We start from the raw sequence: 20310 nt of genomic DNA, 5'->3' as shown, positions 1-20310 counted from the left end.
AAGCAGGCCGCGCCTCCCGGCGCGGCCTGCCGATGTCGGTATCCGCGCAGATCAGAAGGGGTCGGTGCGCTTGGTATAGGCACGACCCTTGTCGGCGGCAGGCGAATCGCCGCCGGTGCAGATCATCACCCCGTCCTTGATCTGGTCGATCACGTCGCGCTCGCTGCATGCGTTGAGGAAGCGCAGGCCGTTCGCCTTGGTCGCGGCCAGCACGCGCGCGCGCACCGCCAGCATCGATGCCGGATAGCCTTCGAACGCAGCGCCCGGTGCCCGGGGCTTCGGCGCGCCGATCAGGAAGAAGCCGTGATCGCCCGGGCCCCATTCGGCGAAGGCGAGACCAGGCGTACGTACGGTCGATTCGACATTGGCGTCGGCGCGGGGATTCTCGATCTTCACGCCAAAGATGAGCTCGCCGTCCGGATTGAGCGGCCAAGGCTCGGCAAGGCGCATATATTCATTCTGCGACACGCCCCAGACCTGCGATGCCCAGGCTTGGCTGCCATTGCCGCGGAAACCCTGGGCGAGCCCCTGGACGACCGGCGCGAAGGGATAGCGCGACGCTTCGATCATCGTCCTGGCGGCTTCGGGCGACTCGGCGTTGCACAACAGGATGCCGTGCACGCCGGCGGCGAGCGCCTGCTGAATCATCCAGGTGTTGGCGCGCACGGCATCGGGCGTGCCCTGGATCGGCAGGGTGACGATCACGGCTGGGGTGCGGTGTCCGGTGCGGGTCGGCCCGGCATCGACCAGGCCGCGCATGAACTCGTGCAGCTCTTTGAAGTCGAGCGGGCCATGCTCCATCTCATAAGTGATGTAATCGGCCTTGGTCGCCGCCTGCTTCTTGCCCTCTTCGTAACCGCCACCGGAAATCTGGGTGTAATAGACCGGCTGGCCCTTCATCCACATGTCGATGATGCGGTTGACGTGCTTGCCCGTGCGCGTGGTCTTGGTCGGCATCGCCGGCTGCGCATCGACCGCAAAGGCCTGGCCGGGCGCCTGTTGAGTATGGGCCGGCATCGACATCAGCGCGAGTGGCGCAGCGGCGGCGGCAAGCAGGAACAACCTCTTCATGTAGCATCTCCCCTGGTGTTGGTTCTTTTGAGAACCCTATAGGATATAGCATGTCACGCACGACTCGCCGGCGCAATGGGGAGAATTGCATCCAAAAACACTTTTTTGTGTACTTTATTTTTCGAGGCGCACGAAGCCGAGGCGCTCAAGTCTCGGACTCGAGCGCCTGACCGATGATTGTCGTTGCTTAACCTGAGCCGGTCAGGCCGCTGCCCGACGCCGCTCCGCCATTTCGACGTTGAGCATCTCGGCCAGCAGGAACGCGAGTTCCAGGCTCTGCCCGGCGTTGAGCCGCGGGTCGCAATGCGTGTGATACCGGTCGGCCAGCGACTGCTCGGTCACGTCGACCGCGCCGCCGGTGCACTCGGTCACATTCTGCCCGGTCATCTCGGCATGGATGCCGCCCGCGATGCTGCCTTCGGCGCGGTGCACCGCGAAGAAGCCGCGCACCTCGGCCAGGATCCGCTCGAACGGCCGCGTCTTGTAGCCGTTCGACGCCTTGATCACGTTGCCGTGCATCGGATCGCAGCTCCACACAACGGGATGCCCTTCGCGCTGGACGGCGCGGATCAGCTTGGGCAGGCCCGCTTCGATCTTGTCATGGCCGTAGCGGGTGATCAGCGTCATCCGCCCCGGAATGCGCGCCGGGTTCAGCGTATCGAGCAGGCGAAGCATCACGTCGGGCTCCAGGCTCGGTCCGCACTTCATGCCGATCGGGTTGCCGATGCCACGCAGATATTCGACATGCGCCGAATTCTCGAAGCGGGTGCGGTCGCCGATCCACAGGAAATGCGCGCTGGTGTCGTACCAGTCGCCGGTCAGCGAATCCTGCCGGGTCAGCGCCTGCTCGTACTTCAGCAGCAACGCCTCATGGCTGGTGTAGAAATGCGTCTCGGCCAGTTGCGGCACCGTTTCCGGGCTGATCCCGCACGCCGCCATGAACTCCAGCGCCTCGCCGATACGATCAGCGGTCTCGGCGAACTTCTTCGCCCAGGGGCTGCGGCCCATGAAATCATGCGTCCAGCGATGCACCTGCGCCAGATTGGCATAGCCGCCGGTCGCAAAGGCGCGCAGCAGGTTCAGGGTCGCGGCCGACTGACTATAGGCGCGGATCATCCGCTGCGGGTCGGGCGCGCGGCCCTCGGCGGTGAAGGCGATGTCGTTGACGATGTCGCCGCGGTACGCCGGCAGCTCGACGCCGTCCTGCACCTCGGTATCGGACGAGCGCGGCTTGGCGAACTGACCCGCCATGCGGCCCAGCTTCACCACCGGCAGCTTGGAGGCATAGGTCAGGACGACCGCCATCTGCAGGATCACCCGGAAAGTATCGCGGATGTTGTTCGCGCTATGCTCGGCAAAGGACTCGGCGCAGTCGCCGCCCTGCAGCAGAAAGGCCTTGCCCTCGACGACCTTGGCCAGGTCCGCGGTCAGGTTGCGCGCCTCGCCGGCGAACACCAGGGGCGGAAAACTCTCCAGCGTCGTCGTCGCGGCGTCGAGCGCGGCGGCGTCGGGATAGGTCGGAAGCTGGCGGGCTTCTGCCTGAGTCCAGCTGTCGGGGGCCCATTTGGCGGCCATGATGCGAGTCCAGTGGTGAATGAGGGCGGTTCCCTTGCGGGAAATCGCCTCTTCGCGCAATCAAGGAAAACTTTGGGGGCGTTCCGGAGCCTTTATTCCTCCCTCGCGAAGCGGGGGAGGGGGACATTCGCATCTTCTGCGAATGGTGGAGGGGAATTGGAGCGCGGCAACGTAGCCTCGCTCCAATTCCCCTCCACCAGCTTCGCTGGTCCCCCTCCCCATCTGCGATGGGGAGGAACGAGTCAGGCAGCTACCCAATTCCCATGGAAGCCCGGCGGCACCCGGTGCGGGATACGGATGCTCGCCACTGGCGCGCCCCCGAAATCCTGCGCATCAAGGATCACCAGATCGGTCGTCTCGTTCGGCAGATCCACGACCAGCCCGATCATCCAGCCCTCGCCTTCAGCCGCCGCATCGGACGCCGGTACGAACACGAACTCACCGGGATAACGGCCCTCGCCGAAATCATGCACGGTGCGCGCGCCGGTCTCCAGATCGTGTTTCAGCAGGTAGCTCTCCCCGATGAACGCCTTGTCCGCCTCCGGCAGTCCCATCGTCCAGGCATAACGATAGGGCTGGCCGAAACGCCGTTCGTCCGGCCGCGGGAATTCCTGCGGCGTCGCGTCGATCGTACGCCGCTCGACCGTCTTCGCGACAGGGTCGATCGTCCAGCGCTCCAGCCCGCGGGATTTCGCGTCCGGCCCCTGCGAACTGTCGGCGAACATCGTGTCGTAGACGCAGGCGTCGAGGAGCACCTTGCCGTCCGCCGTGTCGAACGCATTGGCGACATGGAAGATATAGCAGGGATCGACATCGACCCAGATCGTCTCGCCGCCGCTGCCGTTCCGCGGCAGCAACCCGATCCGCGCCTGATGGTCCGGGTTCCAGCGATAGGGAAAGCTGTGCCCGCCGATCAGCGCCTTCATCGAGAAGGTCACCGGCAGGTCGAGGATCAGCACGTACCGCGCCGTGATCGCGCAGTCATGGATCGATGGCCCGTGCTTCACCGCGATCGGCTCTTCGCGAACCACCTTGCCGTCGGGCGAGATCACCACATGGCGCACCATTTCGGGATTGGTCGCCTCATAGGCGATGGCATGCTGCTCGCCGGTCAGCGGGTCGAGATGCGGGTGCGCGGTGAAGCTGCCCAGCAGCGTGTCGTCGAACGGGTTGAAGGTCTGCTCCTCCAGCGTGTCGGACAATTCCACCGGATAGCTGCCCGCCTCGACCAGCGCGAAGGTGCGCCCGCCGATCGCCAGCACATTGGTGTTGACCGTCTCCGACATGCCGTGGCGCGGCCCCGGCGCCGCGGCCACGCCCATCGCGGCGGCAACCTTCTTCGACCGGATCCAGCGGTTGCGATACCACAGCGCCTTGCCATCCTTCACCGCCACGCCGTGCACCATGCCGTCGCCGGTGAACCAGTGATGCCCGGCGGGATCGGGGGCGATCGGGTTCGGCCCGATGCGCAGGTAACGGCCGTCGAGCGCAGCAGGGATCGTGCCGGTCACGGGCAGGTCCTCCAGGGTCAGCTCCTGGTCCATCGGCTTGTGGATGCCGGTCAGGAAAGGATGGTCGGTCGCCACCAGCCGCTTGCGATTATACTCGGCGACCACGCCGATGCCCTTCGACACCGTGCTGCGGATTGCGGTTTCGATCATGCTTGCCATTATGGCCTCCACGTCTAGAAGTTGACGGTGTTCACATACGACTCGAAGGTAACAGTGTCAACATCTGAATCGACCGCACCGAAAAAGGCCTATCATCACGGCGATCTGCGCGCGGCGCTGGTCGAGGCAGGGCTCAAGCTGCTCGAGACCCGCACCGCCGACGACCTGTCCCTGCGGGAAGTCGCACGCGCGGTCGGCGTGAGTGCGACGGCGGTCTACCGCCATTTCCCCGACAAGGGCGCGCTGATGACGGCGCTGGCGGGGGAGGGGCTTGCCCGGCTCGCGGTGGCGCAGCATGACGCGGCCGATGCGGTCGGCGGTGGCGTCGCTGGGTTCAATGCGACGGGCGCCGCCTATGTCCGCTTCGCGCTCGCCAACCCCGCGCTGTTCCGGCTGATCTTCGCCAATCCCCAGGCGATGCCGTCGCATTCCGGCAAGCATGAGGACGATGCGATGGCGTTTCTGCGCGCCAACGCGGCGCTGCTGGCCGAAGGCAAGGGAGGCGATGCGCAGGTGATTGCGCTGCAGGCCTGGGCGCTGGTGCACGGTTTGTCGATGCTGATGCTCGACGGCCAGATCCCGCTTGACGAGACGCTGATCGACCGGGTTATCGACGTCCGGGCAATCGGATAGCCCGTCGCCGCAGCATCCGCGAATGCGGCTTCCTTACCCAAAACGAGCCAGTTCGCGCCGGAAACGGGGGCAGCTTGAGACCAGGTCGCGCACCGGAGTCGAAGCGCAATTTGTCCCGTTCGATCGGGCGAAGATCGTTAATGTCGACCAAGTTCTGATATGCAATACTATATTGGCATCCGTCAAAAAGGTGAGCGGCTGGAGATATGGGACAAGCTGGTGTCCCATATCTCCTGCCGCTCGTCCCTTCAGCCGATCTGCCGCGGGCCCCGTTCCAAAGTCCCGCGCTACTTCTTCGTCTCGGACAGGAAGATGAAGGAATAGTCCGCGGCATATTGCGGTAACCCGTCGACGCCTGCCTTTGGCACCTTGCGCAACCCGCCGGGCGCGGTCGCCTGCAGCATCGCCGGTGTCGCGATCGATGCGAAGACATGGCAGTCCATGCAGCTGTTGGTGGTCTGCTGGAAGGATTCCGCCGTCGTGTTCGCGACGATCTGGCCTGGCCCGCCGGCGCTGCCGCTCGGCGCCGGATGGCCCATGGTCAGCGGCACCCTCAGCCCCGGCCCGGGCGGCGTGCCGATATTGGCCTGCGGCCATTGCACGTTCACCAGCCGATAATAGTTGAACACCGATTGCGCCGGCAACAGGCTCCACACATAGGCCGTCACGCTGTTCGCCGGCTGGCCGACCTGGTTGATCCGGGTGATCTGCATCGGCGCCGAGTACGGCATGCACACGCCGCCCTTGCCGCACGGCACCGGCGGGACATTGTGCCGGCACTGATAGATCCGGTCCTTTTGCGGCGTGCATTTGGGATCGAAGAAGGTGAAGCCAGGCGATGGCCGCTGGTTCGGATTGGCCGGCAGCACAGGGGGCGCGAAGCCGCCGCCCGGCGTCTCGTCCGGCGTGTTGTCGATATGCTCGAACGTCGCCCATATCCAGGGCAGGCGCGGGAAAAGCTTGCGTGCGATGTGCAGCCCGACCAGCCCGACGGTCACCTGGCGCATCTTGCCCGTCGTCGGATCGCGGATTTCGGCGACCGCCGTCTTGTAGCGATAGTCGAGCGAATGGTCGGCCGGCAGCGGCGTCCAGGACGCCTTGATCTCCATCGCCCCGACCTGCTGGCCGAACGCGGCCCGGTTGCCGACGCAATCGGTATCGTCCCAGCCATTGGCAAAGCCCGCCGGGAAGTTCAGCCCGCCGCGCAATGGCCCCTTGGGTGGGGGCGGGGGCCCGTCGGAGATCACCTTGCCCGGCTGGGTCGCGCATTTGAGCTGGCCGGCGGCGGTGGTCAGGTCGAACCCGGTCTGCTTGGTGATGAACTCATACTCGTCCTGGTTCATCATCACTTCGTAATAGGTCACATCGCCGCGCTGGTTGGTCAGCCAATGGTCGCCGCCGCCCGCCTGGACGATGTTGGACAGGTCCAGACTGCCCAGCTTGGAGATGCGGCTCAGCGTCCTGACCGCCGGCCGCTTCTCCTGCCAGGTGCCTTCCAGTGGCTTCATGCTGCCGAACACGTCGGCGGCTTCGCGATAGCTTTCCCACACCGTCGGGCTGGTGTCGCCCGGCGTACCGAAGCTGCCCCAGGGCGCGCCCGGATCGGGGAAGCCGTTCTTCTTCGGGTCAGCCTTCCAGTTCAGCGCGATGAAGGCCTGCCAGGCGGAGCAATCCACCTCAGTCTGGTTGAGCCCGGCATTGGTCGGCAGCGCCGATGTCCTGTTCGGCGCCAGCGCGCCGCACGGATTGGTGGCGGTCGCTTGTGGCGCGGGAACGGGGGCGCTGTGGCAGCCGGCGAGTCCGATGCCGGCGGCGACCAGCGGCAGGGCCAGCACGGCGATTGGAAAGCGGCGGTCGTCCCGGCGCGGGCGTGAAGTCATGATCCGTCTCCCCCTGACGCGCGGTTGCGCGTTTTGCCGGCGCTCGCGGTGGGCCGCCCTGCCGGACGATGGCCAGCATCGCGCGAATGCAGGGTGAAGGAAACGGATTGCCGGCATATACCCCCATAACGACGATAACTCTTCCCGCTTCCCGTGTGCCGGATAGCGCCGTTCTGGCCTCAACTCGCCTCGACACGACCCGGCCGGCAACCCAAAACATGAACGGGGTTGGCCGATCCGACCGACACAGGGAGGGGATGTCATGTCGCTATTTACGCGCGTTTCACGTGCACGGCTGATGGCCGGCGCGATCGGCTTCGGGCTGGCTTTGGGCGCCATGCCCGCCAGCGCGCAGGAGGTGCCTGACGACGACGTCAGCAACCCGCCGCTGCTCAAGGCCCGCGCCGAGCCGCCCCGGCCTCTGCTCGCGCTGGCGGTGGGCGCGACGCCGGGAATTGAAACGGCGGCGGCACAGCCCGTGCAACGCCGCGACAAGATCCTCGACCTGACCATCAAATATCTCGACGGGCGGATCCGCAATCCGGCGAGCAAGACCCAGCATTTCGACAAGGTGCATCTGCGCAGCTATGTCGGCACTGATACCGATCCGAAGAACCCGTTCATCTCGCCGATGATCGAGGTGGCGCCCGGCGATACCGTCCGGATCGACCTGCACAACAAGCTCGATCCCGACCCCTCCTGCCTCAGCATGAGCGATCACAATGCGGATACGCCGCATTGCTTCAACGGCACCAATCTCCACACCCATGGCCTGTGGGTGAATCCGGCCGGCAATGGCGACAATGTGCTGCTGTCGATCAATCCGGGCGTCGATTTCACCTATGAATACAACATCCCCTCGGATCATCCGTCGGGCACTTTCTGGTATCACACCCACCGCCACGGCTCGACCGCGCTTCAGGTGTCGAGCGGCATGGCCGGCGCGCTCATCGTGCGCGGCAACCGGCTGCCCACCACCAGCCGCCATGGCGACATCGACACTCTCCTGCAGGGCATGACCGAGCGCGTGCTGGTGATGCAGCAGATCCAATATGCCTGCCGCGGCGAGCCGAAGCCCGGCGAGAAGCTGGGCCCGATCAAGCAGACCAAGGAAGGCCGCTATATCTGCGACAAGGACGATGTCGGCGGGATCGAGGGCTATGATCAGTTCGGCCCCAATACCTGGCCGAACTCGGGCCGCTTCACCTCGATCAACGGCAAGGTGCTGCCCTTCTTCCGCGCGACCCAGGGCAGGATCGAGCGCTGGCGGATGATTCATGGCGGCGTGCGCGACACGATCAGCCTGCAATTCTTCAAGCTCCGGCCCGGTAAGCTCAAGGCGGCGCTGCCGACGCTCACGCCCGAGAATCAGGCCAAGGCGATCGCCGATCTGTGCAGCGGCACGCCGCTTCCCTACACGGTCATCGCCGCCGACGGGCTGACCATGGCGCACGGCCACCAGACCGCCATCACCACCTTCCAGCCGGGCTATCGCTACGACGCGCTGGTCGTGTTCCCCGAGGCCGAAGCCTATTGCGTGGTCGATTCGTCAGCGCCGAAATCCGGCACGGTCAATGGCATCCAGGTCGGGCCGCAGCTCCTCGGCATCGTCCGCGTCGCGCCGGGGACGGCGGTGCCCAATATCGGCGACTATGTCCGCGATGCGCTGGTGGCGAACGCGAAACAGGCGATGCCGGATGACGTGAAGACTGCCGTGGTCGACGATCTGACCAATGGGTTGAAATTCACCAGTTTCACCCCGCATCCGGACATCGCCGACGATGAGGTGACCGGCAAGCAGGAGCTGACCTTCTTCATCCAGGTCCCGCCCAAGCCGCTCCAGTTCCAGGTCGGCAACACGCTCGAAACCAAGGATGCGCAGCCCTATGATCCGAACCGCATCGACCGCAAACTGACGCTGGGCGGCGTCGACGAATGGACGCTGCAGTCGCATTATGTCAGCCATCCGTTCCACATCCACGTCAATCCGTTCCAGATCGTCTCGATCAAGGATCCGATGGGCAACGAGGTCAGCACGACCGGCTCGCAGGACAAGGGCGACGGCGTCTCGATCGATCCTCAATATGAGGGGCTGCAGGGCGTCTGGAAGGACACGCTGTGGATCAAGAGCCTGATCGGGGAGGAAAACCCGCCGCCCCCCGGCTCGTCGGGCATCTACACCATCAAGATCCGTACCCGTTACGAACGCTATATCGGCGAATATGTGCTTCACTGCCACATCCTCGACCATGAGGATCGCGGCATGATGCAGAATGTCGCGGTGGTGGTGCCGCAGGTGCCGCTGCGCGAAGCGCCGAAGACGCCGCCCGGTGCGCTTCCGCCTGGTGGCGCTGCCATGCCCATGCCGGACCACCATCATGACTAGCAAGGACGACACCGACACGGCCCTGTTCGGCTATGCCGAGGTTCAGGAAATCCTGCGCGGGGCGGCCGATGGCCAGGCGCGGCCGCCCGAGGATCCGCTCGGCGCTTTCTGGGACCTGCCGTTGCCGGCATTCCTGGCGCTCCGGCTCTCGGGCACGCCGCTGATCGAGCCGGCCGCGTCGCGCGGCGCCTGTTGCGGGGGCGGAGGTTCGGGGCGCGGTGCCCGCTCGGCGCTGGTGCGCGGCCTGCGCGGCCAGAGCCCGTTCGACGGCACGCAATATCCGCGCCTGCCCTGGGGCGGGGCGCCGGTGGCGGATGTCGATATCGACCGGATCGAACGTTGGATCGATGAGGGCGCGCCCGGGGCGGTGGTCGGCGCGCTGGAGATCGGCGAGGTCGAGATCGCCGGCAGCAGCCGGGTCGAGGTCAAGGGACTGGCCGGGCCGGTCTTTGCCCCCGCCACCGATCCCGCCGAATGGCGCTACCGTGCCGGCGAACTGCGCCAGCGCATGGACATCGACGCGATGGGCGAGGGGCAGATCGCCCGGCTGCGTCATGCCTTTCGCGAGATCTATAATCTCAACAAATGGCCGGGCGATTGGCGCAGCTACAATAACCTCGCCCTCATCCACCAGAATCACTGCCAGCATGGCTGGGAACGCTTCCTGCCCTGGCACCGCATCTATCTTTATGAATTCGAGCAGGTCCTGCAGGATTTCTGCCCTGACGTGACGCTCCCCTGGTGGGATTTTCCCGCGGCGCGCTATTGCCCGGACGATCCGCCGAGCGGCGAGCGCATCCCGCGCGCGCTGAAATGCTTCCTGACCGAGGCGTCGCTCCATTTTCTCGCCGGAAAGGGCATCCCGACGGACGGGCTGCGCGGCATGGTCGGCGTGCTCTATACCAGCCTGCACGATTTCCTTGCCGCCGTCGCCGACGCGATCGGGCCGGATTACACGAAGGGCGAGCCGCGCGAGCGTTTCATCGACGCGCTGCTCGAGTCCAATGCGCTCTGGTATCCGCTGCGCTATCCGGGCGAGTTCGGCCCCGGCCAGACGATCAACAGCCGGATTCATTATCATTACCCGACCGCCGCCGATCTCGACGAGATCCTTGCGCTGCGCACCTTCCGCGATTTCGGCGGCGGCAGTCTTTACGTCGACAGCTTCGGTTTCCTCGACCAGAACCCGCACAATACGATGCATATCTGGACGGGCGGCTTCAATCCGGACTTTCCCAAGCCGCCGCCCGAGGCGCTGGTCGATCGCAACCGCGCGGTCAGCGTCGCCGGGCGCAAGTTCCACCAGCGCGAGGATCTCTATTCCCAGCCGCCCACCGGCGACATGCTCAGCAATCTCACGGCCTCTTATGATCCCGTCTTCTGGCCGATCCACGTCAATATCGACCGGCTGTGGTGGCACTGGCAGCAGGAGCATCCCGAGGGTGTGCCGGCCGATCTCGATTCGGCGCTGACGCCGTGGAGCTATTCGGTCCGCGACACGCTCGACATGCACCGCTTCGGCTATGAATATGTGCGCGGCGGCTGCATCATCCCGGTCGGGCTGGGCACCACGGTCAGCCGCTTCGTCTCGGCGCCGGTCGCGGTGCCGGACACGGTGGAAAAGGGCTTCCGCTCGGCCGAGGTCCGGCTCCACCGGGTGCCGCAATTGCCGCGGTCGTGCTTCATCCGCGTCTTCCTCAACGTCCCCGATGCCGATGCGTCGACACCGCTGACTCATGAGGGCTATGCCGGCTATGCGGCGGTGTTCGGGCACGGCGACTGCTATGGCGGGCCGGGGCATTGCGACCTGCCCGGCGACCGCGGCCGCAAGTTCGACCTGCGCGAGCGCAGCATGAACACGCCGCGCAACCACCGTATCGACGTGACGCGCGCCGCGCGGCGCCTGCTCGCGGCGGGGGCCAGGACGATCACGATCAGCCTGGTGGTGATCGACGCCTCCTATCAGGAGGACCCCGACCTGCTGCGGCTCGACGGAGTGTCGCTCAACTTTCTCGACTGAACATGGGCGCGCGCCAGGGTGCGCGCGGGGAGATCAGCATGCCGGCGCCATCGGTCTATCGTATTCATCCGGCCATCGGCATCGCCCGCCTGGGCGACAGTCCGGACAGCTTCTGCATCTCGCCCGAGGGGCCGGCCCGCCTGCCGATCGAGTGCGACGGCGCCGGCAATCCGGTCCACAAGGACGAATCGACCAGCAAGTCGTTCAAGTTCAAGGACGCGGAAGGGCGGATCAAGCGCCAGGCCGCGCGGTTCCAGATCTATGTCTATGACGCGGAAAATCCCGAGGGGAAGCCGCTGCGTATCGGCGATCCGATCGAGGGCGGCGGCAATCAGGGCACGCTGGTCGACATCCAGTGGCGTGTGCAGCTCGCCAACAAGAAATCGGCCTGGTTCACCTTTGACGGTCTGCGCGGCGAGATCGGCTATCCGCCCGGCACGCCGCTGCGCAACCCGACGATCACGGATCCCCAGGCCCGGCAGAAGCTCATCACTGATCCGGGGCCACAAGCGGTCGATTGCGGGTCGCGCCGCAAGGCGAGCTTCAGCCGCGACGGCAACCCGATGTATGCGGCCAATTTCCCGCCGACCGGCATGGCGCCGCACGACATCGACACTTTGGGGGATCTGCTCACCGACGATCTCGGCCGGTTGCTCGTGCTGGGCGGCCATGGCCGCAGCGGCAGCTTCCTGACCGGCTTCGGCCATCCGCGCATCGATCAATATGCCAATAGCGATGGTTGGTTCGACGATATTTCGGATGGACCGGTGATGGCGCGGCTCGTCATGCACGCGGAAAATGTCGATCAGCTGCGCTATGTCGATGTCGAATATCCCGCCTGGGTGGTCGTCGGCTATCCGCGCTACGCGCCGCAGGTGCTCGACATGATCACGCTCGAGGACGTGGTCGAGGACATGTCGATCCGCGAATTCGCCTATCGCACCGACATGTTCGGCACCGCCGGCACCTTCGCCGATCCGCAGGCGATCGACCCGACCGATCAGGCCGCGCTGCTTCACTGGAAGGCGGGGTCGGTCGAATGGAATGCGGCCTATCGCCCCTGGTTCTGGCGCGACATCTGGCCGATCCTGTTTCGAGCCGACGAATTCTCCTATTTCACCAACATTCTCCAGCAGTCGAACTTCCCGCACAACCAGTCGACGCGCGGTTCGTTCGATCCCTATCAGCTCTGCCAGCCGCCCCGGGTCGCGCCGCGCCAGCTTGCCCGCAAGCAGCAGGCGGCGATCGAGGATCATGTGTCGGGCCGGCTGGTCGAGGCCGCGCTCGAGCCCGGGCTGATGCTGCTCGATGCCACCCAGGCGCCCGGCGCCTCGGCCGCGGCGGAGGCGGCGGCCGGACCGCTCGCTCAGGCCGCGGCGGTCTTCGCCGCGGCCGTCTGTCCGCCGGAGGCCGGGGAGGATGCGGCGGTCTATGCCGCGCGCTGGCACGCGGTCCATGTCGAGAATGCAGACGTGCCGTCGCCCTTCTACGCCGAGGCGAAAGCGGCGTTCGATGCGGCTATCGCCGCCGCGGTCGCGACCGTCGCCGATGCGGTGCCCAGGCCCAAGGCAATGCTGCTGGCGCTGGGGCGCAGCACGGCGCGGCAGGAACCCGCCGTACACGATCGACCGCAGGACCCGGACGAGCCGATCGAGCGGGTGCTGCAGAGGCTCGGGTTCGAGCACCGCGCGGGCGTGCTGCTCGACCGAGCGCTCGATCTCGCCGCCGCCGAGGCGGTCACTGATCCCGGCCGGCCCAAGCGCCAATATCTGTTCGACCTGCTGCGCAAGCCCGGCGAGGAGAATGTATTCCGGCTCGACGGCAACCCGGCGACGCGGACCTATCATCTGCCGCTGATGCCGCTGCTCGCCGGCGACAACCCGATCAACAACCAGGCGGTCAGCAAATTCCTGCGCCTCACCGACCTGCAGCTCTTCCTGTTGCGGCAATGGGCCGACGGCCTGTTCATCGACGAGGTCGAGGCCGGCTTCGCGCCGCCGGTCGATCCGTGGAAACCCTATGAGGGGTGGGTCGCGCGCACCGGGCGCGATCTCGATCGCGGCGTGCTCTCCAACCTGCTCGGCGGCGCCTTCTGCCCAGGCGGGGAGACGACCTGGATCATCCGCAACCCCGCGATCTGGCGCGAGCCCTATCGGCTCAGGGCCGATCCCGAATGGTATGGTTTCCAGCTGACCGCAGCACAGCAGAACGCCAACCGCTGGGGACCGGGGCTCGGCGAGGAGGGCTATGTCGCCTATGCCAGCGATCCGCTCTCGCTGGGCAGCAATTTCAAGGTCGGGCTCCAGCCCGGCGACGTCACCAAGCTGTCGGGCCTGCCCTGGCAGGCCGATTTCAACGAATGCTCCACCCAGACGATCGACGTCACCTATGAGGAATGGAACAAGCTCTATCCGGGCAGCGTCGGCAATGATCTGCTCGTCAAGGAACAGCGCGTCTGGGAAACGTTGTGGTGGCCGGCGCATCGCCCGATGCAGGTCTATTTCCCGGTGTCCGGCGGCGGCAATCCGCAGATGCGCAACTGGGCGCGCGGCATTCCGCAGACCAATGCCGGCGACCTGAAGATGGTCACCGAATGGTCGAAGCTCGGCTTCGTCGTGCGCAATGACGGCGCCGGCATCGACGCACCGTCGCCATCCTACAAATATATCTGCGTCGAGGATTCGGAGGAGTGAATCATGGGAAACCTGTTCGCCGGTGATTGGACCTATCGCAGCCTGCTCAACGACCCCGATGTGCAGACCGATTTCAAGGATCTCGAATTCGGCCGCGGCACCTTGTCCTTCACCGAGCCGGCACCGGGCGAGATCGGCGGCACGATCGGCGGGCCGGGCTGGTCGCTCGCTCTGCATGGCAGCGCCGGCTATGGCTCGCCGGCGCAAATCCGCTTCCAGGGCAAGGGCGTCGTCGGCGGCGAGCAATGGATCTATGATTATATCGGCTGGCTCGTGCCGGTCTGGCCGAACAGCACCGATCAGCTCCAGACCGCCGCGATCGTCGGCTCGGTGACTCGCACCATTCCCCATTCCGGGAGCGGGGGCAGCACGCACCCGGCGGGCGTGGTCGCGTCCTTCTATGCCGTCCGCGCCAGCTGAGTCACCGCATGCCGCCGATGTCGCGATCATCGGCGGCGGTCCGGCGGGTGCCGCCGCCGCGCTGACTCTCAGGCGGCACGCGCCGGGATTGCGCGTGCTGCTGCTCGAGGCGGGCCGCTACGACGCGCCGAAGCTGGGCGAAGTCTTGCCGGCGCTGGCGCGTGGCCTGCTCGACCAGCTCGGCGTGATGCCGGCTTTCGAGGCGGGCGGCTTCGTTCCGGGCCGCGCGGTCGACTCCGCCTGGACCAGCGACACGCTGGTCGAACGCCCCGGCATCTTTTCGGCGCACGGCGCTGGCTGGCAGCTCGACCGTGCCCGCTTCGACCGATTGCTCGCCGAGGCTGCTGCGGCGGCGGGCGCGGAGCTTCGCCTCGCGTCGCCCGTGCGATCCGCCGCTGAGACCGCCACCGGTTGGCGCCTCGATCTGGCCGATGGCGGCAAGGTCGAGACAAGGCTGGTCGTCTGGGCGACGGGCCGGCGCTGGCGGCTGGCGCGCGCTTTCGGCGCTGCGCTGCAGGCAGGAGAGCCGCTCGCCGCCTTCGCCCGCTTCTTCGCCGGCGCGCCCGGCGATTCCCGCATCGTCATCGAGGCCCGGCCGGAAGGGTGGTGGTACAGCGCCGACCTGCCCGGTGCCCGCCGGGTGGTTGCCTGCATGACGGATCCCGACATCGCCGCCGGTCTCGGCCTGCGCGAAGCCGAAGGCTGGCACCGCGCGCTGGCGGCGACCCGCCATATCGCCGCCCTGGTGCCGCCGGGAGCTCGCGCTGACCAGGCGATCGTGCGCGCCGCCGGCACCGCCACGCTGGACCGCGCGGTCGGCCGGCGCTGGATCGCGACGGGCGATACCTTGTTCGCGGCCGACCCGTTGTCTTCGCGCGGGATCGTCCATGCGCTGCGCTCGGGCATCCTCGCCGCCTATGCCGCCGCCGACACGCTGGACGGCCGGGGCGAGGAGGCAGCCCGGCGCTACGCCCTGATCGCGGCGCACGGCATCACTGACTATCGCCGCGCCCTGGCCGATCATTATGCCGCCGCGGCGCGCTGGCCGGATGCGCCCTTCTGGCAGCGGCGCATGGCGGCCATGGCCGCCTGAGGGTTGAGCCATTGAGGCTGCCCTATATCCGTTCGCCCTGAGCCTGTCGAAGGGCTGCTCTTTCTTTCATGGCGGAGAAGAACAAGGCTTCGACAGGCTCAGCCCGAACGGGGAGGAGTGGTTTTCAGCTGCCCGCCACGCTCCGATCCACCAGCCGGGTATAGAGATGCCAGCTCGCATAACCGAGCACCGGCAGCACGACCACCAGCCCCATGAACAGCGGAATGCAGGCAAGCGCGAGCAGCACCGCGACGATCAATCCCCAGATGGCGATCTCGACCGGGTTGCGCCACGCGGCGCGCAATGAGGTCTGGACCGCGAGAACGAAATCGACCGGCCGGTCGACCAGCAGCGGGAAGGACACCACCGTCGTCACCAGCGTGATCGCCGCAAAGACAAACCCGGCAAGGTTGCCGAACAGGATGAGCTGCCATCCCTCGGCCGTGGTGAAGAGCAGCCGGACGAAGCTGCTCAGCTCGGTCGGCTGAAGCGTGTCGAGCGTTTCCCGGTAGATCGCCCAGGCGATGCCGATCCAGGCAAGGAAGAGCAGGGCGAGGAAGATGCCAAGTGCCGCGATCTGCGGCGCCGATGGCCCCCGGAACGGATCGAGGAAATGCACCCATTGCGTGTCGCGGCCTTCCTCGCGCCGCCGGGCCAGCTCGTAGAAACCGACCGCGATCAGCGGGCCGAGCAGCGACAGGCCGGCGATCAGCGGCAGCAGCAGCGGGAACAGCCTCGCCCCGAGCGCCACCCCGGCCACGACCAGCATCAGCACGGGGTAGAGGATGGCGGCGAGGATGATGTCGCCGCGCTTGTCGAGGAAGTCGGACCAGCCCTCGTGCAACGCCCAGGACAGGTCGCCGCGACTGATCTCGCGCACGACGGGGGGCTGTGATGACGACGCGGCGGGCGTAGCGGGAATGGCAACCATGGCGAGCCTCTCCTGGCGAGGCAGAGCGGGCCGCCGCCCGTCTCGCGTTCAGGTTATTCCGTGGCCCCGTTATGGCCACACGGCCCGATCGCGAACGATACACTTTTGGCGGGCGGAGATAAAGCGACGTTGCTTGCTGGCCGGTTCAGCCGGCATGGCGACGGGACTCCGGTTTCCAGCCCCCTTCGGTGCGCACCATCTCGATGCCGCACCCGATGCAGGCACTCCGGAAATCCTGACCGTCATGTACGACGCGGCGTCCGTTGCGATGATGGCGTCCGAACAGGCACAGAAAAATCCGCGTAAAGCGCACCGATGCTCTCTCCCATTGTCGACGGCTCCGCTCCGGAATCGCTGCGCCGGCCATAGGCTTGATGCATCCGCGTCGCAATATAAACCGGCATTTGTTGTGCCAATTGTTTGCATCGCCACGAGTGCGCTTCGCAGCGACGATAGGTGTCATTTGCATCACCGGCGAAGAGTGCCGGGGAGGAAGGTTTGCACGCACGGTTGGCCGCACGTAACGTCGCCACCATTAAAGGACGCGGTGTCGTGCCGCGTGCCTTTGCGGGCTCAGTCAGCCCGCAAAGGGTCGGCGCTCCATTCGCGAGACGGCGCTTCAGGATTTCAGGAACGTCAGCAATTCCGCGTTCACCCGGTCCGCATGAGTCACGCACATGCCGTGCGGCGCGCCCGGTATCTCAACCAAAGTCCCCCTAGGCAGGATCTTGATCGACTTGCGCGACGCGATGTCGATCGGCACGACCTGGTCCTCGACGCCGTGCAGCAGCAGGGTCGGGATCGTCATCTTCTTCAGGTCGCCGGTGAAGTCGGTCTCGGACAGCGCGGCGATGCAGTCATATTGTCCTTCGATGCTGCCCATCATCGCCTGCGCGAAGAAGGAATCGATCTGCCCCTGCGAAACCTTCGCGCCCGGCTTGTTGTAGCCGTAGAACACCATCGGGAAGTCCCGGTAAAACTGCGCCCGGTCGGAGAGCAGGCCCGCGCGCAGCCCGTCGAACACGCTCAGCGGCGCCGCGACCGGGTTGGTCGGGGTCTGCAGCATATGCGGCGGCACCGCGGAGATCAGCACTGCCTTGGCGACGCGCGCCGTGCCGTGCCGGCCAATATAATGCGCCACCTCGCCGCCGCCGGTCGAATGGCCCACCATCGTCGCGCCCTTGATGTCGAGCGAGTCGAGCAGGGTGGCGAGATCGTCGGCATAGGTGTCCATGTCGTTGCCGTGCCAGGTCTGGTCGGACCGGCCATGGCCCCGGCGGTCATGCGCGATCACCCGATATCCCTGCTTGCCCAGGAACATCATCTGCGCGTCCCAGGCATCGGCGCTCAACGGCCAGCCATGCGAGAATGTCACGACCGGGCCGGTGCCCCAGTCCTTGTAATAGAGTTTGGCGCCGTCTTTCATGGTCATGGTGGACATGGTCTTTGCTCCTGTCTTGATCGGTGCGGCGAATGCGTCGTGCGGCAGCGCCAGCGCGGCCGCCGCGGCGCCGGCGCCGGCGATCACCGCGCGCCGGCTGGGGGAGGGGGTGGTGCTCATCGGCGTTCGCCTTTCGATGGGGGATCAGTCGAGCGTAAGCAGGCCGAGCGGCCAGAGCGGCCCGATCGGGATCAGCTCGAACACCATCATGCCCGCCTGGCCGAGCGGCAGCGCCTCCAGCAGCGCATGCGCCTCGGCGGGATCGGTCACGTTCATCAGGAAGACCGCGCCTTCGCCGTCCGACCGGGCAAACCACTGGTCGATCTTGCCGGCGAGCATCAGCCGCATCGTGTCGCGTGCCTCGAACGGCATCACAGGCCCGCGCTTTTCGGGCGGCGCCTTGTCAGTCCAGCGGCCCAGCGCGAGCACCCGGGTCACGGGCACATCCTGCAGGGCTTTGACGGTCTCGGGGCTCGGGGGATTGGTGTTCATGACAATATCTCCTTGGCGACCAGCGCCGGTTCGTCGGATTGCAGCCAGTGGCCGGCGGCCACCGGGTGGAAGGACCCGTGCTTGAATCGGGCCGCCCGTTCCTCGCCCATCGGCGCGGAGAAATAGGGGTCGTCGGTTCCCCAGATCACCCTGACCGGCATTTCCAGCGCGGCGAGCTCGCTCAGCCGCCCGGCATTGCGCTTCAGCTCGGCATAGAATTGCGCGGTCATCTGCACGAAGGCCGGGGCGGAACTGGGCTGGGTGATGAAATTGTCGGCGATCAGGGGCCCGATGACGCGCTCGAAATGCGCGCGGTGCTCAGGTGAAAGCGCGGCGGCGAACCGCCCCTGTTGCCATTGCAGCAGCCAGCCGAACTGCGCCGGGCTGTGCCGCAACGCCTGGGCAAGCGCGGCGAGCGAGGGATCGCCGAACAGGATGATCATCTCCGGCCACACCGCCAGCGGCGAATCCTCGAACGCCGAATTGAGGATGCACAGGCCCGCGACCTTGCGCGGGTGCGCGATCGCGAAATTCACCCCGACGATGCCGGAGGAATCGTGTGGCACCAGGACGATATCGCCCAGATGCAGATACTGGACCACTGCCTCGAGATCGCCGAGCTGTTGATCGAAGCCGTAGGTCGCGCCGGCCGGCTTGTCCGACCCGCCGAAACCCAGGAAATCGAAGGTGACGACCCGGCGCCCCGCCGCGGTCAGATGGGGGATCAGGTCGTCATAGATGCCCTGATTGTCCGGGAAGCCGTGCATCAGCACCAGGGTCGGGCCGGCGCCCGGATAGTCCCGGGCAAGGACATTGCCCTGGCCGGTCGGGATGCGATGCTCGTCATAGGCTAGCGGACTGGTCATGGGGTCCTCGCAGCCGGGCGACCCTTCCGGGATTGCTCGTCGATCGCGACTATCCGCTACGGCGCCGCCGGCTGTATTGGACAATCAGCCGGGCGGATTTTGGGATATTCCTGCGGTGCGAGGGCTCAGGAGTGCCTGGCGTCCGGACGTCCGGTCAGCGATGCCGCCGCCGCCAGCGCCCTGGTGTCTCACCCTCGATCCGGGCGAAGAGCCGGCTGAAATGGCTCTGGTCGACAAAGCCGCATGTTGCCGCGATGTCCGCCAGCGGCAGGTCCCCGGCCAGCAACAGCTCCCGCGCGCGTTCCACCCGCCGGCGGATCAGCCATTGATGCGGGGTGGTGTCGGTCGTCCGGCGAAAGGCGCGCGCGAAATAGGCGGGGGAAAGGCCGCATTCCCGGGCAAGCTCGGCGACGGTCGGGTCGCCGTCCAGATGGGCGGTCATGAAGTCCAGCGCACGGCGCACCTGCCATGGGGCAAGGCGGTCGCCGTTCCGCGATGCGGGGGCCCGCCGTTCGCCGTAGACGGCGGTAACATGGGCATGGAAAGCGAGCCCGATATGGTCGATGAACAGCGTGCTTCGCTCGCTGGGCCGCTCGACGCTGTCGATCAGGGCGCTTGCCAGGCCGTGCATCACCCGGTCGTCCGCGCTGAGTTGCGGCAGCAAGGTCACCGGACCGCGAATCCCGTGGTCGAACGCCAGCTCGTCGAGCGAGGCCTGCGAGATGTAGAAACGCAGCGTATCGAACGGTGTGTGGAATTCCGACACGGGGTTGGAGGCCAGGTCGAACAGAAACGACCTGCCCGTCGGCACGTCGGCCGCGAAACGGTGTTGCCCGTCGATCCAGAGGTCGACCGATGACGGCGCGAGCGACACGTGTAGGCAATAGGCGCGCTCGGTCGGGACCTCCCTGGCCCGTTTATGGGCGGGGATATCGCTCTTCAGCCGTGCAAAGCCGATCGGCGCCACCGATGCGGTCCGCGCGAGCGCCGTCGGCACGCGCGGCAGCTGGAAACGCTCGCCCAGAACCATGCTGTCGTAACTGCCGGTCACTCGGACCTCCACAGCTGGATGTCGGGGTGCGTCCCCCCGCATTGACTAGCTGATTTTGGTCCCGACGGACAGCGCCAAAGCCCGCGCG

At 66.4% G+C, this 20310-nt stretch carries 15 protein-coding genes; 6 read left to right on the top strand and 9 right to left on the bottom strand.

Annotation, left to right across the window (positions count from 1 at the left end; all coding sequences use genetic code 11):
* Positions 1-51 precede the first annotated feature (51 nt).
* From AC1DX5_RS14320 to AC1DX5_RS14310, 3 genes are all read right to left on the bottom strand, one after another.
* On the bottom strand, positions 52-1071 hold the full coding sequence (locus AC1DX5_RS14320; protein WP_478016121.1) for a hypothetical protein: 1020 nt from the start codon (positions 1069-1071) through the stop codon (positions 52-54).
* 201 nt (positions 1072-1272) lie between these two features.
* Positions 1273-2646: a class II 3-deoxy-7-phosphoheptulonate synthase gene (locus AC1DX5_RS14315; protein WP_478016120.1), complete on the bottom strand. Its 1374-nt coding sequence runs from the start codon at positions 2644-2646 to the stop codon at positions 1273-1275.
* A 242-nt stretch (positions 2647-2888) separates the two neighbouring features.
* Complete coding sequence (locus tag AC1DX5_RS14310) at positions 2889-4316, bottom strand: 8'-apo-carotenoid 13,14-cleaving dioxygenase (RefSeq protein ID WP_478016119.1); 1428 nt, start codon at positions 4314-4316, stop codon at positions 2889-2891.
* Between the two features lie 54 nt (positions 4317-4370).
* Here AC1DX5_RS14310 and AC1DX5_RS14305 point away from each other — a divergent pair, with 54 nt between their 5' ends.
* Positions 4371-4949, top strand: a complete 579-nt coding sequence (locus AC1DX5_RS14305) for a TetR/AcrR family transcriptional regulator (RefSeq protein WP_465174203.1) — start codon at positions 4371-4373, stop codon at positions 4947-4949.
* Between the two features lie 287 nt (positions 4950-5236).
* On the opposite strand, the gene AC1DX5_RS14300 is transcribed toward AC1DX5_RS14305, so the two are convergent.
* Positions 5237-6829, bottom strand: coding sequence for a hypothetical protein (locus AC1DX5_RS14300; RefSeq protein ID WP_478016118.1), 1593 nt, complete (start codon positions 6827-6829; stop codon positions 5237-5239).
* A gap of 262 nt (positions 6830-7091) precedes the next feature.
* Between AC1DX5_RS14300 and AC1DX5_RS14295 the strand changes: the two genes are divergently transcribed.
* Genes AC1DX5_RS14295 through AC1DX5_RS14275 form a run of 5 tightly spaced genes read left to right on the top strand, consistent with a single transcriptional unit; the run spans position 7092 to position 15441 of the window.
* On the top strand, positions 7092-9215 hold the full coding sequence (locus AC1DX5_RS14295; protein ID WP_478016117.1) for a multicopper oxidase family protein: 2124 nt from the start codon (positions 7092-7094) through the stop codon (positions 9213-9215).
* On the top strand, positions 9208-11235 hold the full coding sequence (locus AC1DX5_RS14290; RefSeq protein ID WP_465169811.1) for a tyrosinase family protein: 2028 nt from the start codon (positions 9208-9210) through the stop codon (positions 11233-11235). The genes AC1DX5_RS14295 and AC1DX5_RS14290 overlap by 8 nt, the downstream gene beginning before the upstream one ends.
* 38 nt (positions 11236-11273) lie before the next feature.
* A complete protein-coding gene (locus AC1DX5_RS14285; protein ID WP_478016116.1) occupies positions 11274-13928 on the top strand; it encodes a LodA/GoxA family CTQ-dependent oxidase in 2655 nt (884 codons plus the stop codon).
* Positions 13929-13931: 3 nt separating this feature from the next.
* The gene (locus AC1DX5_RS14280; RefSeq protein ID WP_465169809.1) at positions 13932-14348 is read left to right on the top strand and encodes a hypothetical protein; all 417 of its coding nucleotides are present in this window, start codon (positions 13932-13934) and stop codon (positions 14346-14348) included.
* Complete coding sequence (locus AC1DX5_RS14275) at positions 14329-15441, top strand: FAD-dependent oxidoreductase (RefSeq protein ID WP_465169808.1); 1113 nt, start codon at positions 14329-14331, stop codon at positions 15439-15441. Before AC1DX5_RS14280 ends, AC1DX5_RS14275 begins: the two co-directional genes overlap by 20 nt.
* 124 nt (positions 15442-15565) lie before the next feature.
* Here the strand turns inward: AC1DX5_RS14275 and AC1DX5_RS14270 are convergent, their stop codons facing one another.
* The 5 genes from AC1DX5_RS14270 to AC1DX5_RS14250 form a co-directional block, all read right to left on the bottom strand.
* A complete protein-coding gene (locus tag AC1DX5_RS14270; RefSeq protein ID WP_478016115.1) occupies positions 15566-16372 on the bottom strand; it encodes a DUF2189 domain-containing protein in 807 nt (268 codons plus the stop codon).
* 619 nt (positions 16373-16991) lie between these two features.
* Positions 16992-17813 carry an alpha/beta fold hydrolase gene (locus tag AC1DX5_RS14265; protein ID WP_478016180.1) on the bottom strand — a complete coding sequence of 274 codons (822 nt, stop codon included), beginning with the start codon at positions 17811-17813 and terminating at the stop codon, positions 16992-16994.
* Positions 17814-17957: 144 nt separating this feature from the next.
* On the bottom strand, positions 17958-18305 hold the full coding sequence (locus AC1DX5_RS14260; RefSeq protein ID WP_465174196.1) for a hypothetical protein: 348 nt from the start codon (positions 18303-18305) through the stop codon (positions 17958-17960).
* Complete coding sequence (locus AC1DX5_RS14255) at positions 18302-19171, bottom strand: alpha/beta fold hydrolase (protein ID WP_478016114.1); 870 nt, start codon at positions 19169-19171, stop codon at positions 18302-18304. Before AC1DX5_RS14255 ends, AC1DX5_RS14260 begins: the two co-directional genes overlap by 4 nt.
* A 154-nt stretch (positions 19172-19325) precedes the next feature.
* Positions 19326-20222 carry a helix-turn-helix domain-containing protein gene (locus tag AC1DX5_RS14250; protein ID WP_478016113.1) on the bottom strand — a complete coding sequence of 299 codons (897 nt, stop codon included), beginning with the start codon at positions 20220-20222 and terminating at the stop codon, positions 19326-19328.
* Positions 20223-20310: the final 88 nt, after the last annotated feature.

The sequence above is a fragment of the Sphingomonas sp. P2_B6 genome, from assembly GCF_056404755.1.
This window is presented reverse-complemented; position numbering and strand designations above follow the sequence as displayed.

Coding starts and splice junctions, on each gene's coding strand:
- AC1DX5_RS14320 (WP_478016121.1), bottom strand. CDS start 1,071: ATGAAGAGGTTGTTCCTGCTTGCCGCCGCCGCTGCGCCACTCGCGCTG.
- AC1DX5_RS14315 (WP_478016120.1), bottom strand. CDS start 2,646: ATGGCCGCCAAATGGGCCCCCGACAGCTGGACTCAGGCAGAAGCCCGC.
- AC1DX5_RS14310 (WP_478016119.1), bottom strand. CDS start 4,316: ATGGCAAGCATGATCGAAACCGCAATCCGCAGCACGGTGTCGAAGGGC.
- AC1DX5_RS14300 (WP_478016118.1), bottom strand. CDS start 6,829: ATGACTTCACGCCCGCGCCGGGACGACCGCCGCTTTCCAATCGCCGTG.
- AC1DX5_RS14295 (WP_478016117.1), top strand. CDS start 7,092: ATGTCGCTATTTACGCGCGTTTCACGTGCACGGCTGATGGCCGGCGCG.
- AC1DX5_RS14290 (WP_465169811.1), top strand. CDS start 9,208: ATGACTAGCAAGGACGACACCGACACGGCCCTGTTCGGCTATGCCGAG.
- AC1DX5_RS14285 (WP_478016116.1), top strand. CDS start 11,274: ATGCCGGCGCCATCGGTCTATCGTATTCATCCGGCCATCGGCATCGCC.
- AC1DX5_RS14280 (WP_465169809.1), top strand. CDS start 13,932: ATGGGAAACCTGTTCGCCGGTGATTGGACCTATCGCAGCCTGCTCAAC.
- AC1DX5_RS14275 (WP_465169808.1), top strand. CDS start 14,329: ATGCCGTCCGCGCCAGCTGAGTCACCGCATGCCGCCGATGTCGCGATC.
- AC1DX5_RS14270 (WP_478016115.1), bottom strand. CDS start 16,372: ATGGTTGCCATTCCCGCTACGCCCGCCGCGTCGTCATCACAGCCCCCC.
- AC1DX5_RS14265 (WP_478016180.1), bottom strand. CDS start 17,813: ATGTCCACCATGACCATGAAAGACGGCGCCAAACTCTATTACAAGGAC.
- AC1DX5_RS14260 (WP_465174196.1), bottom strand. CDS start 18,305: ATGAACACCAATCCCCCGAGCCCCGAGACCGTCAAAGCCCTGCAGGAT.
- AC1DX5_RS14255 (WP_478016114.1), bottom strand. CDS start 19,171: ATGACCAGTCCGCTAGCCTATGACGAGCATCGCATCCCGACCGGCCAG.